Source organism: Streptomyces sp. NPDC030838 (assembly GCF_055572035.1).
Genome location: NZ_JBVIED010000013.1, coordinates 1 through 13,035, shown reverse-complemented (window position 1 = coordinate 13,035; position 13,035 = coordinate 1). Strand labels below are relative to the sequence as shown.

General features: G+C 69.4%; 11 protein-coding genes. 3 read left to right on the top strand and 8 right to left on the bottom strand.

All coding sequences use genetic code 11. The annotated features are described in order from the left end of the window. Positions 1-121 precede the first annotated feature (121 nt). From ACZ42A_RS28355 to ACZ42A_RS28345, 3 genes are all read left to right on the top strand, one after another. Positions 122-1,045 (top strand): universal stress protein, encoded by a 924-nt coding sequence (locus ACZ42A_RS28355; RefSeq protein WP_468530119.1) that lies wholly within the window; start codon positions 122-124, stop codon positions 1,043-1,045. An 825-nt stretch (positions 1,046-1,870) separates the two neighbouring features. Further along, positions 1,871-2,428, top strand: coding sequence for a hypothetical protein (locus ACZ42A_RS28350; protein ID WP_468530118.1), 558 nt, complete (start codon positions 1,871-1,873; stop codon positions 2,426-2,428). A gap of 129 nt (positions 2,429-2,557) precedes the next feature. Then, entirely contained in the window at positions 2,558-4,306 is a 1,749-nt protein-coding gene (locus tag ACZ42A_RS28345; protein WP_468530117.1) for a serine/threonine-protein kinase, read from the top strand. 59 nt (positions 4,307-4,365) lie between these two features. On the opposite strand, the gene ACZ42A_RS28340 is transcribed toward ACZ42A_RS28345, so the two are convergent. The 8 genes from ACZ42A_RS28340 to ACZ42A_RS28305 all read right to left on the bottom strand — a co-directional run. Continuing rightward, complete coding sequence (locus ACZ42A_RS28340; protein WP_468530116.1) at positions 4,366-5,100, bottom strand: DJ-1/PfpI family protein; 735 nt, start codon at positions 5,098-5,100, stop codon at positions 4,366-4,368. A gap of 42 nt (positions 5,101-5,142) precedes the next feature. Then, entirely contained in the window at positions 5,143-5,790 is a 648-nt protein-coding gene (locus tag ACZ42A_RS28335) for a DJ-1/PfpI family protein (RefSeq protein ID WP_468530115.1), read from the bottom strand. A gap of 151 nt (positions 5,791-5,941) precedes the next feature. Beyond that, positions 5,942-6,886, bottom strand: coding sequence for a GlxA family transcriptional regulator (locus ACZ42A_RS28330; RefSeq protein WP_468530114.1), 945 nt, complete (start codon positions 6,884-6,886; stop codon positions 5,942-5,944). Between the two features lie 139 nt (positions 6,887-7,025). Continuing rightward, positions 7,026-7,403 carry a hypothetical protein gene (locus ACZ42A_RS28325; protein ID WP_468530113.1) on the bottom strand — a complete coding sequence of 126 codons (378 nt, stop codon included), beginning with the start codon at positions 7,401-7,403 and terminating at the stop codon, positions 7,026-7,028. A gap of 149 nt (positions 7,404-7,552) precedes the next feature. Continuing rightward, on the bottom strand, positions 7,553-7,756 hold the full coding sequence (locus ACZ42A_RS28320; protein WP_007383480.1) for a cold-shock protein: 204 nt from the start codon (positions 7,754-7,756) through the stop codon (positions 7,553-7,555). Positions 7,757-7,960: 204 nt separating this feature from the next. Beyond that, a complete protein-coding gene (locus ACZ42A_RS28315; protein ID WP_468530112.1) occupies positions 7,961-8,299 on the bottom strand; it encodes a MerR family transcriptional regulator in 339 nt (112 codons plus the stop codon). A 125-nt stretch (positions 8,300-8,424) separates the two neighbouring features. Next, positions 8,425-8,913 carry a hypothetical protein gene (locus ACZ42A_RS28310; protein WP_468530111.1) on the bottom strand — a complete coding sequence of 163 codons (489 nt, stop codon included), beginning with the start codon at positions 8,911-8,913 and terminating at the stop codon, positions 8,425-8,427. Continuing rightward, the coding region (locus ACZ42A_RS28305; protein ID WP_468530110.1) for a golvesin C-terminal-like domain-containing protein at positions 8,910-13,035 on the bottom strand (4,126 nt) is incomplete at its 5' end. The genes ACZ42A_RS28305 and ACZ42A_RS28310, both read right to left, overlap by 4 nt.

Below are 13,035 nucleotides of genomic sequence, written 5' to 3'. Positions count from 1 at the left end.
CACACGACGAGCGGCACTCAGCGCTCCAGCGTGAGGTAGGTGTCGGCGCCGGCGTCACCGAGAAGGCGTTCGAGCCGACCGCGACATGACCGTCACCCGGAAGGAAAATGAATGTGCCGGCGTGGTGAAGGCGGTGGGAACCGTGGTGCTGCCTCTGGTCGTGGGCGTCGATGGCTCCGAGGCCGGCCTCCGAGCGGTTGACTGGGCCGTGGATGAGGCGGTCCGTCATGGTCTGCCGCTGCGGATCGTCCATGCCTCGGTGTGGGAACGGTATGAGGGGGCCGCCCTCGCGGACACGCCAGGGGCTGATTCCGACCTGGTCACCGAGCATGCGCTCGCCGAGGGCGTCGTCGCTCGTGCGTCCGAGCGGGCCCGGAAACGCGGCCCGAGGCTCACCATCAGCACCGAGGTGGTGCCGGAGGAACCCGCTGCTGCCCTGCTGCGCGAGTCGCGCGCCGCCGCCGCCGTCGTGACGGGGGTACGGGGCAGGGGACCGATCCGGGAGCTGCTGCTGGGCTCGGTCAGCCTCGCCGTGGCGGCCCACGCCCACTGCCCGGTCGTCGTCGTACGCGGCAGCCCGCAGAACAGGGAGACGGCGAACGGCCGGATCGTCCTGGGCGTCGGGGGTCCCGCCACGGGCCCCGCCGCGGTCCGGTTCGCGGCCCGGGAGGCCGCGGTGCGCGGCTGCCTGCTGGAGGCCGTACGGGTCTGGCGCCGCCCGGCTCACAAGCCGGTCGCGCATCCACTGCTGGCCGGAGAACCCGCGCATCACCTGGAGGAGCAGGCTTCCGCCGTCCTCGACGACGTCCTGGCCACCGCGAGGGCCTTCACGGACGGGGACGGAGACTCCCGTCCCGTCGTCCACCGCGTGATCGTGGAGGGCTCCGTACGCCAGGAGCTCCTCGCCCGTTCGGCGGCGGCTGACCTCCTGGTCATCGGAGCCCACTCGCGCCACGGGCATCTCGGACCGCAGATCGGCCGGGTGGGACACGCGCTCCTGCACCACGCCCACTGCCCGGTCGCGGTGGTGCCACAGCGCGACTGATACGTCCCCCGGGCACGCCGGCGGGCCCTGGCCGGTCGTGCTCCGCGGCCGCAGGACAGGGAGGCAGACGGAGTGGTTGTCGGATGAGATTCCGGCTCCGAATGGGGGATAGGTTCACCCGACCCGGTGGGTGCCCCGAGACCTGCGTAGCGCGGGCGCGCACGCTCGCGTTGCCCGGGCATGGACAGCACTGAGGCAGCGGTGCAGCGCGTTCCCGGAGACGCTGCCGCGCCGCGGACATCCGCCGAAGGGCCCGGTGCCTACCGCGGCCATCCGCCGATCTACGCCCAACTGGTCGCGGAATGGAAGGCGCGAGGCCGCGCAGTCCCGGGGTACCGTGGCGCGCCCTGGGTCTTCGTCACCGTCGCCCCTCAGGGGAGTGGAACATGGCCCGTCCTCTCGTGGACGAGCGGGCATGTTCGGCTCGCGGAGGGCGCAGAGGACGCAGAGGGCGAGCCGCCGCAGGGGCGGCGTTATGGGGAGCCGGGAGCTGGGGCTGCCGTTCCCGTTCCGTGCGGCCTTCCTATTCGGTGACCTCTACGGCGGCCTTGGCTCGAGAAGGGCACAGGAAGCCCGGGTCACGTTCGCTGGTGCACGCGCTCGTCGGGGGGCGTGTGCCTGCATATTTCTGCCCCGCCGGTGCGCGGGCGCTCGCCCCAAACGGGGAATTGAGCCCCCACCATATGGCCGTTGCCCGCGGCAGCCGCTGGACTGGGCCATCCACCGATCATCCACGACCGTAAGGCGCGACAACAGCACACAGGTCATGCAGCTCAAGCGCCGAACGCGCAACCACTGAGCATCGGCACCCACAAGGAGGCTTTGATGGCACTGGCGCAATGGAAGAGGTCGATGGAGTGGCTGGCCGCTGCGTCGGACGACCCCCGCGCCTGCAAGGAGGAGTGGCAGAACGGCTGCACGGGAGTCACCCTGCTGGCCGCCGGCCGGTTCTGGGACGTCCTGGTCGTTCCCGAGGAGCTGGGGCTGCGTGTCGCCGGCATCCTGGACGACCTGCCGCTGATCCAGCCGGGTCCCTGCCTGCTGGACTCCCGCAATCACCACGTCGGCTTCTTCCTGCCGCCCGATCCGGCGGCGGTGTGGGTCGGCGCGGGGATGCGCTACCTCGGCAAGGGATCGTGGGTCGCGGCTCCCGCACCGCACTGCCGCTGGGGCTCCCTGCGCTGGCTCACCCCGCCGGACGGCACCGGCACCCTGACCATGCCCGAGATCCTGGAGCTCGCCCTCGAGCGTTCCGTGACCGAGCTGTCCCACATCCAGGGCCACCTGCCACCCAGGGCATACGGTCACGCGGCCGAACACCCGCGGCAGGGGGACGATGCGCATGAAGCCCTGACCCGGGCAGGCGCGGGGCAGAAGTTCTGACCGAGCCGAAGGCACTGAGCCGTCAATTTCCGCGTATCGGATGTACCGCTTCGGCCGTTGCGCCATGATCGCGGTGCGCTGGTTCGCCGGCGGGAGGGCAGACGTGACCCGACGCGGGGAGGCACGGCAGTGCGGGATGAGCTCCTGGGAGGCCGCTACCGGTTGGTGCGGCAGCTCGGCGAGGGCGGTATGGGGCAGGTGTGGGAGGCGCAGGACGAGGCGCTGGGCCGGCGCGTCGCGGTCAAGGTGATATCGCTGCTCGGCGGCGGTGGGAGCCACGGCACCGAGGCGCGCGCCAGGTTCCTTCGCGAGGCACGGATCACCGCCCGCCTGCAGCACCCCAACATCGTGACCATCCACGACGTCGGCGAGACGGGCACCGGGGACAGCAGGGTCCCCTTCCTGGTGATGGAGCTGGTCCGCGGCGAGGGCCTGGACGTGAAGCTGGGCCAGGGTGCCGTCGCCTTGCGGGACGCGGCCCGGTGGGGGGCGCAGATATGCGACGCGCTGGGAGAGGCCCACGACGCCGGGGTCATGCACCGGGACATCAAGCCCTCCAACGTCCTCATCACGCCGTCCGGATTCGTGAAGGTGCTGGATTTCGGTGTCGCGCGCGCAGCCGACCCCTACGTGACCGCGGACCGCCTCACCCAGACCGGCTTCATCGTGGGCACACCTCCGTACATGGCCCCCGAACAAGCACGTGGTTTCCCCGAACCGCGCAGCGATCTGTACGCGCTAGGCTGCCTGCTCTTCGAACTGCTCACGGGCCGGCTGCCGTTCCAGGCCCCCGACACCGTGGGCTACCTCTCGGCACACCTCACCCAGGACCCGCCCGCCCCCAGCTCCGTGTCCCCGGGCATCCCACCCGCCTGGGACGACCTCGTGCTGACCCTGCTGCACAAGGACCCCGACAAACGGTACGGCGACGCGGCCGACCTCGCCCGTGACCTGCGCCAACTCGACCAGGAACCAGGGCATACGCCACGGGGAGGCGGCCCCACCCCGCCCCCGACGACTCCGCTCCCGCCGATGGATCCCACCTCCGAGGCACGCAGCGCCGCGACCGCCGCCATCACCCTGGCGCTGCTGTGTCTGCCGGGGCTGCTGTCCATGATCGCCAGGACCGTCCAGTACGTCCTGGACCCCTCCGCGCCGACCGGGTTGATCGCGGTGAACATGGCGGTGGGCGTCGCGGAGGCGGTCGTGCTCGGCACGGGAGCGCTGCTCTTGTACAGGCAGAGGATGGCCGGCCGCTGGATGATCACGGCAGGCGCCGGCATAACGGCTCTGCACTGTCTGAGCGCCGGCGTGCAGTATCAGCTGGTGGGAGGGCCGCCGGCCGTCGAGATGATCGCCTACGTCGTCGGTCCTCTGACGGCCGCTTCGGCGATCGCCGCCGTGGCCATGGCCGTACGTCCGTCCACAGGCCGCTGGTGCCAAGGCGCACCGGAGGCAGGCCGGGGCGCGAGTCCAATCCTCCCCGCCCAACGGCCCTCCGCCAGAACCGCGACCGCCGTGGCGGCGCTGGTCTGCCTCATCACGGTTCCGGTCATCCCCGTCGCGACGGACCAGGCCTTCACCGCCGGCTCGCTCTCGGGCGACTCGCGAACAGTGCAGATGACATTGTTCGGCGTACAGACGGCCGTGCTCGCCATCGGCACGCTGCTTCTGCTCATGCGGAACACGGCCGGACGTTGGCTGATCGCGACGGGCGGCGTCGGCCTGGCCCTGCAAGCGGTGGACACCATGATCTTCTCCGACAGTGTGGGCTCCGCCCTGCGCGGGATCCTCCCTCTGGCCGCCGTCGTAGCCGCCCTCTCGGCCGCCCTGGCCGTGCTCCCGTCCGCCGACAGCCGACGTCGACAGCCACGCTAGGGGGCCCAGGCAACCGTGAGTGCACCAGCTGAATGACCACGGCGCGGTCACAATTCCTGTCAGGTTCGACCCGCAGCCTGTCGGTGGACCGTGCCGCGGGCCTCGTACTCCAGCATGCTCTCCAGGCCGAGCGCGGCGTCGACGCCCAGCTCGCGGCGCACCAGCCACAGGGCGAGGTCCAGGCCGGAGGTGACGCCTCCGGCGGTGACCAGGTCGCCGTCGTCGACGACCCGGGCGTTCTTCAGGAGCCCGCCCTGCTCTTCGAGGTCGTGTCGTGCCCGGTGGTGGGTGGTGCAGGGCCGGCCGCGGGTCAGGCCGGCGGCGGAGAGGAGCATCACCCCCGTGCACAGGCCGCTGATGGTGAGCCCGGGGCGCCGGGCCCCCGCCAGCGCCTGGGGGAGCGTCCCTCGCCGGATCTCGGCCCAGACCCCGGGATCCTCGCGGCGGGCGTACCCACCGCCGGGGACGACGAGGAGGTCGGCCTGCTCGGGTGCCCAGGCCTGGTCGACGCGGAGGGTGGTGCCGTAGGCGGCGGTGACGGTGCGGGGGCCGTCGAGGGCGACGTAACGCACGTCGACGGAGCGGTCGGTGAAGTGGTCGGAGGCGGCGAACACCTCGTAAGGGGCGGCAAAGTCGAGTTCCTCCACGCCGTCGAAGAGCACGACGTGCACGCGGAGGGCATCGTCGTCGCCTTGGCGGGAAGGGGGCGCGGCCGCGCTGTTCGTGGACATGCCGGCCGTGAGACCGGCGGCTCCGAGCGCGGTCCCGGTGCGCAGAAGGGTGCGTCGTTTCACAGGTCGTCTCCTTCTTCGAAGAGTCGGCGGGAGCGAGAGGAGTCAGAGGGTGTTGACCGTGCCGCGGCGTTCGTACTCCAGGACCTCCTCGGCGAGGACGGCCAGGTCAGGGCCGAAGAACCGCTCCAGGAGCCAGATGCCGAGGTCGATGCCGGAGGTGACGCCGCCACAGGTGACGAGGTCGCCGTCGTCGACGACCCGGCCGCCGACCACGCGTCCGCCCTCCCGGCGCAGCTCGTCCTGGGCGATGTGGTGGGTGGTGCAGCGCCGCCCGGCCGTCAGCCCGGCGGCGGAGAGCAGCATGGTGCCTGTGCACACCGCGCCGAGCACGAGGCCCTTCCTGGGGGCTGCCTTCAGGGCGCGGGGCAGAACGCCGCGCTGGATCTCCCGCTGAAGCGCGGATCCCTCGCCGTACCCCGCCCCGGGAACGATGATCACATCGGCCGAGCGGGGCGACCAGGCGTCCCGGCACAGGATCTCCATGCCGGCGGCCGTCCTCACCCGCCGGTCCTCGACGTGGACGAAGGACTGGACGACGAGTTCCTCCCCGGCGATGCCGAGCACCTCCACGTGACCGGCGAAGTCCTGCTCCTCGACACCGTCGTAGAGCACGGTGTGGACGCGCAGCGGGCGTCGGGCCCGGGCGGCGGTGGCTGTGGTCGGGGCGGCGCTCGCGAGTTGGGCGGGCATGAGGCTCTCCGTGTGGACGTGGCCGCGCGGTGTGCGGCGGCCGGCGGAAGCGAGAACGCGTTCAGTCTTCCGACGGCCGGTGATCGACGACACCGGCGCGCGTGCCCATGGTGCGCAAGATACGGCCAGCCCCTGAGGCCCAACCCACGGCTCACATACGGAAGGTGGCCCGGTAGGCGGACGGCGTGGTGCCGACCTGCCGTGTGAAGTGGTGACGAAGCGCCTCGACGGAGCCGAACCCGGTCTCGTCGGCCACCCGCGTCAGCGGCAGCGCCGTCGTCTCCAGCAGCTCCCTGGCACGCTGGACGCGCTGGGCGAGCAGCCAGCGCAGCGGTGTGGTGCCGGTCTGCGCCCGGAAGTGCCGGGACAGGCTGCGGCGGCTCATCATCGCGTGGGCGGCGATGTCGGCCAGGCTCAGCGGCTCGTTCAGCTTGCCGCGCATCCACTGCAAGGTGTCACCGAGGTCGGCGGCATCGCCGTCGGGCGACCGGTATTCGATGAACTGGGCCTGACCGCCGGTCCGTTGGGGCGGCATCACCAGCATGCGCGCGACCTCCGCGGCCACCGCCGCGCCGTGGTCGCGGCGGACGATGTGCAGGCACAGATCGAGGCCTGCGGCGATCCCGGCCGAGGTGAGCACCTGCCCCTCGTCGACGTAGAGCACCGACGGGTCCACGCGCGTACCGGGAAAGCGCTCGGCCAGCAGGTCGGCGAACCGCCAGTGGGTGGTCGCACGACGCCCCTCCAGCAGTCCGGCGTGGCCGAGGGCGAAGGCGCCGGTGCAGATCGAGGCGATACGGGCTCCGCGGGCCGCGGCCTCCTGTAACAGCCGGACGGCACGCGGATGCGGGACGCGGTCATGCGGGATGCCCGGCACGATGACGGTGGTCGCGTCCAGGGCGTCGTCCCAGCGGTACGGGGTGGAGATCCGGAACGGTTCCGCCGGACCGGCTGTCGCCGACAGCGCCCGGTCGGCGCAGACCCGCACCTCGTAGGCGGGTGCCCCGTCGAGGGCTGCGAGAGCGAACACCTGGCAGGGGATGGCCAGATCGAAGGCCGACACCCCGTCGAGCGCGAGAACCGCGATCACCTGCATACGGCCGGAGCCTACGCCACGCACTCTTACGACGTAGAGGCCGGGCAGCATCGGCTGGAGCCCTCGGTCATTCCCAGTCGCCGGGCCGTTCAGTGCCGGTCTCTCCTATGTGCGGTCGGTCTTCGACCGGCCAGGCGGCTCACTGGTCCGAATAGCGGATGTCCCCGATGGTCCACGCACTCACATCCTCCAGGGCGACGCGGTACATGCCCCCGGTGTCCGGGATACCGACGCTGCCCTGGAGGATCCGGGCGAGGTGGAAGTGGAGGTGGGTCGGACGGCCGGCGGACGGCGGCGAGTCGTCGCCGGTGCCGGGTGCGGTGAACACGCCCGAGAAATGCTGTAGGTCCGCCGAGTCCCGTAGCACCTCCGCCACGCGCTGCTTCCACAGGGCTTCGGGGGCGAGCCGTCCGGTGATGACGGCTCCGGGGACCACGACGGTCAGGGACATCCGACTGCTGTGCTGCGACTCCACCGCCTCGGCGATGCCGAGCAGCAGATCGTCAGGGTGCGACATGGCTGAGCAGCCTAACTCAGCGAGGCGCGCTCCGCGCCCCGCGGACCGCCGACGAGGGGAAAATCGGCCGTTCGGTCACGCATGCGGAACGAGCCGGGGCCCGCACTCCAAGAGTGCGGGCCCCGGCCATGTTCGGGTTCGCGTCAGCGTCAGGCGGGAACGATGTTCTCGGCCTGCGGGCCCTTCTGGCCCTGCGTGACGTCGAAGGTCACCTTCTGGCCCTCCTGAAGCTCGCGGAAGCCCGAGGTGGCGATGTTCGAGTAGTGGGCGAACACGTCAGCGCCGCCGCCGTCCTGCTCGATGAAGCCGAAGCCCTTTTCCGCGTTGAACCACTTCACGGTGCCAGATGCCATATTGAATCTCCCTTGGGGGGCAGTACCGGAATCCGCACCTTGCGAACTCCGGGTCGCTGCGATGATCACCCCTCCGGAGAGTTTTCGGTAACCAAAACTGCAACGGCTTTAACGTTAACACAGGTCACGCGGACAGGTCACGCGGAAAACCCACGTCTGAGAAATTCTCGTCCGACCCCGACCGATAATTCTGCAACGGCGGAACTAGATTTCCGCGCCGCCGCCCTCCAGCTTTCGCCGCATTTCCTCGTTCCGGCGGAGGGCGTCCTCGAGCTGGTCCTCCAGGGTGATGATGCGGCAGGCGGCCTCGACGGGAGTCCCCTGGCCGACGAGTTCACGGGCGCGGGCGGCGACGCGCAGTTGGCGGCGGGAGTAACGCCGGTGGCCGCCCTCCGACCGCAGGGGAGTGATCAGGCCGGCCTCGCCGACCGCCCGCAGGAAGGCGGGGGTGACACCGAGGATGTCGGCGGCTCGCCCCATGGTGTATGCCGGGTAGTCGTCATCGTCGAGGTTTCCGGCTGCGGGGGAGTTCTCGGCGGGCATGCGGCAACCCTAGCGTCCGGACGCGGACATCTGGTGCGGCGGGTACAGATTTCGGCGCGGCACGGCAGTGGCCTCCGGTCGGCACCAGGCCGGCCGGAGGCCACTGTTCCAGGAGGCGGTCAGCCTCAGACGTAGGGCATGAAGGTGGCTACGAACAGGTCCTCGTCGCGGCCTTCCGCCGCTTTCTCGAAGTCCTCACAGACCTCGGGTCGGTCGAGGCAGCCGAAATTCCCGTAGCTCTGCACCGTCACCCCGTATTTCGGCCGGTCTGCGGGCGTGTCCCCGGACAGGAGCAGCGGACCGGTACCGCCCGCACGGGTGCTCCAGCCCGCGGACCGAAGGGCCTCCTCGATGTCCTCGACGGGATCGCCGTCCGAGGAACCGTCCGAGGAAACGGAGAGGAGGGCGTAGGAGTCCTCCCAGTCGTTTCCGGGACTCGAAGCGTGCCCCTCGGCCACGATGCGCACCGGTCCGGAGGCGGCGGACCGCACCACGTCGGCCGGTACACCGGGCAGCTCCAGCCACGCGCGGACGACCATCCACGCGGTCACCAGCACGGCGGCGATGGCTGCCGCTCCGGCCAGGCGGAGCGCCCTTGTCCGTTGACGAATCATCCACAGTCCCTTGCGATGCTTGAGCAGAAACCGCCCGGATCCCCGAACTGGGCGGTCGGCAGCGACGAGATCCCGAACAGCTCGGACATAGACTGCCCGGTCCCGGACAGATATGCCATGTTCGCGTCGAACCGCGCCGACCTCCTCGACAGGATGGGGCTGGCCTGCACCAGAGGGTCACCCGGCACGCGCAGGCGGGCCGCCTGGTCGTCGCTGAGCGAGTATCCGATGTACGCCTGCTTGCTGTCGCTGCCCGAGCTGATGTCCAGCTTCAGCTTCAGCACGGCCACGGAGACGGCGAACTCCTCGTTCACGGACAGCGCCTGACGGATGGCGTCGAGCGAGGTGTCCTTGAAGTCGTCGTATCCGGCGTCCACCAGAATCTGCCGGGCGGTGGCCGACTTCATCTGCACGGGCCCGACACTCGGGTCCTTGCCGAAGAGACGCTCGGTCCATATGCCCAGAGCGGAGACCCCCGTCTTCGCCAGGTCCCCCGTCGCGCCCGGCCACGTCGTGTAGAACGGCTGCTCCTGCATGAGCAGGGCGACGACCAGCTTCTCGTCGACACCGTACTTCCGGGCGTAGGCGATGCCGTAGGCGACGGTCTGGCTGTTCAGCTTGTCCGCGTCCGCCTCGCTTCCGCCGTAACTGGGTGTGCCGGCGGCCGGGTCGAGATCGGCGGTGGACTTGACGTAGTCGACGTCCCAGCCTCCCGCGCTGTTCATCCGGCAGGTGTAGCCGGACTCGTTGCACTCGATCGGACGGTGCCCGTCGTACTCGACGAACGTGGACGGGTTGCCGCCGCCGAACGCGTAGCGGTTTCCGGTGAACGGGTCGGTGCCGAGGCCCATGTCGGCGAGGGCGCCGTTGTACATGTCCCGGGTGGTGAAGCGGTTCAGGCCCGGGTTGTAGTCGCGGAAGCCCATGTCGTAGGTGCCGGCCTGGGCGTCCCAGCGCTTGGAGTTGTAGCGGTACGGGTTGTAGGCCTCCTTGGTCGGGTCGGCCGCGTCCGGCTTGTCGATGCCCGTGAACTCCGTGTCGTCGTCGGAGCCGTAGGCGGTGTAGCCGTACGTCGCCTTGGTGTCGCCGTTCTTGTCCGTGAGGGTCTCGACGTCGGTGTGGCTGTTGTAGCCGTAGTAGCCGTCCTCGGTCGTGCCGTCGCTGTTGTGCTTGACCTGCGACAGCCGCTCGCCCCACGGGCTGTACTGGTAGGACTTGGTCAGCTCGCCGGCCACCTTCTCGTCCAGGACCTCACGGGACAGGCCCAGGTAGGCGAAGTCGGTGGTCTTGCCGTCCGTGGTCTTCGACGTGGTGCGGTCGAGCGGGTCGAAGGTGTACTTCGTCGTCTTCAGCGCCCCGTTGTCGTCCATCTTCTGGGACTCGATGACGTGGTCGAAGCCGTCGTACACGCTCCGCTCGACGATCTCGCCGCCCGATGTCACCGATTCCTGGCGGCCGAACGGGTCGTAGTTGTAGTTCGCCGTGACCCCGGACGTCGTGGCGGTCAGCAGCCGGTTGCGGTCGTAGCCGTACTCGGTGGTCCGGTTCTTGACCGTCTGCCGGATGACGTTGGCGTTGTCGTCGTGGACGTAGGTCTCCGTCCCGGCGCCGTTGCCGGTCTTCACCGCCTCCCGCAGCCGGTCGGCCGGGTCGTAGGTGTAGTTGGTGGTCGATTCGAGGTACGCCGCGTGGTTGTCGGCGTTCATCTTCTTCGCCACGTCCTGCGCCTTGTTGCCGTTGGGGTCGTAGGCGTAGGTGTGGGAGGAGACGAGGGTGCCGTTGGGCTTCTTCTCGGTCGTCGACTTCACGGCCGCGTCGAGGTAGTAGGTGTAGTCGACGGTGTTGCCGTTGGCCTTGGTCTCCTTCAGCTTCAGGCCGCGGTCGGTGTAGGTGTACGACGTCACCTTCGGCGAGGCGTCCGTGGCCGTCTTGCCGACCGAGACCGTCTTCACCAGTTCGCGCAGGTCGTAGGTGTACTTGGAGAACTGGTCGGGGTGGCTGATCGTCTCCGGCTGTCCGTTGGCGTCGTAGGTGTACGACGTGGACTTCTTCTCCTGGCCCGCGAGCGTCTCGGTGACCTTCTGGACCTGGTTGAGGCCGGTGTAGGCGACCGTGTAGGCGTCGATCTTCGCGGTCGACGAGGTGTCGTCGATCTTGGTCAGGTTGCCGTTGAGGTCGTACGTGTAGGCGAAGTCGTTCTTCTCCGTGTCGGCGGGGTCGCCTCCGGTGTCACGGACGAGCTTGACGCCGTCGGCGACGACCACTCCGCCGCTGTTCTGGAACAGCTGGAGCTTGGCCGCGTTGCCCTGCTTGAAGGCGTAGGCGCCGAGCGAGACCCAGGTGCCCTGGTTGGCGGTGGCGTTCTGGTCGATCGTCTTGTCGGCCGTGCCCGTGGAGTGGGTCACGGTGTACTTCGCCGCGGTCGCGGCGCCGGTCACCTTCGGGAACTTCACATACGCGGTGTACGTGCCGTCCTTGGGGATGTTCAGCGTCCAGGTGAAGGCGTCCGTGCCGGTGCCCGCCGCGTGGGTGCGGTGGTCGTAGCCGTGCTGGCCGGCGAGGGTCCCCTTCGTCCAGGTGCCGGTGGCGGAGGTGTTCTGGGTGTCGGAGTTGTCGACCAGGACGACCGACTTCCCGACCGGGACACCGTCGTCCGAACGGGCCTTGAGGGATCCATCCGGGTAGTACGACCACGTCATCGTGCGGTTCGAGGAGCCGCCCGCCGAGGTCAGGGTGCGCTTGGTCTGCTGCCCGAGCTGGTTGTAGTCGTAGGTGGTGGCGATGTCCCACGGGTCGGTGGAGGACTCGACCCAGCCGTTGTCGAAGTAGCTGTAGACGGTGTCGTTGCGGACCGTCTCACCCTCCGACGGCGGCAGCGAGGTCTTCGCCACCCGGCCGACCTTGTCGTACACGGTCTCCGTGTAGACGTTCGGGTCGTTGTGACGGGAGTCCGCCGGGTCGTACGGCTGGTACTGCTTGACCGGCCGGTTCAGCGCGTCGTACTCGGTACGGGCGGTGAACGCCGTGGTCGTGCCGGCCGCGACCGCGCGCGGGCTGATCACCTTGGTGACGTTGCCGACCTGGTCGTACTCGTACTTCGTCGACCGGGTCGTGGTGCCCTCGTAGGGGACCTTGATCTCGGTCCGCTTGCCGCGCTCGTCGTAGGTGACGGTCGTGGTGTTGTTCTCCGCGTCCGTCATCGACGTGATCAGCGAGTCCTTGTCGTAGCCCCGCTTGGTGGTCTTGCCGGCGGCGTCCGTGACGACGGTGACCCGGTGGTTCAGGTCGTAGGCCGTCTTGGTGGTGTAGTCGGTGGTGTCGGCGGTTGCGTTCTTCTTCGGGTCGATGACCGTGACGACGTTGCCGACCTCGTCGTACTCGTAACTGATCTTGTCGCCGGTCGCGTTGACCACCGAGACCAGCTCATAGATCTCGTTGTAGTGATGGGTGGTGACGTAGTCGGTCGTGTCCGTCGTCGTCGCCGTGCCCTTGGGCTCCGTCGTCGTCTTCAGGTTGCCGACCTTGTCGTAGGTGTACGTCGAGGTGCGCGGGTCGGTGAGGTTGTTCGCCGGCGCCGTCGCCGACGTGACCTGGTCCGCGTCGTCGTACACCGCCGTGGAGACCGCGCCGTTGGGCGCCGTCGCCTTGGTGATGTTGTCGTTGGCGTCGTACTCCGGCGCGGTCGTCGTGATCAGGGCACCCGAGTCCTGCTTCTTCGGCACCGTCTTGACCAGGGGACGCCCGTACACGTCGTACGTCTGGGTGGTCTTCTTGCCGTACGCGTCGATGACCTCGGTGACCTGGCCGCGCTCGTCGTAGACGAAATCGGTCGTGAAGGTCTTGGCGTCCGTGATCTTGGCGGGGTAGCCGGTGGGCCCGAAGGCGGAGAAGGTCGTCGGGTTGCCGTTGGCGTCGGTCGCCTTCGTCAGCCGGCCGTACGCGTCGTACTCGTACGACGTCGTGTAGTCGCCCGCGGTCGTGGTGGCCACGCCCTTGGGGTCGGTGACCGTCTTGAGATTGCCGTAGGTGTCGTAGCCGAACTGCCAGGCGCGGCCCTCCGGGGAGGTCTTGCGGAACAGGTCGGCGGAGTAGCCGTCGGCGCGGGTCTGGTACTCGTACTTC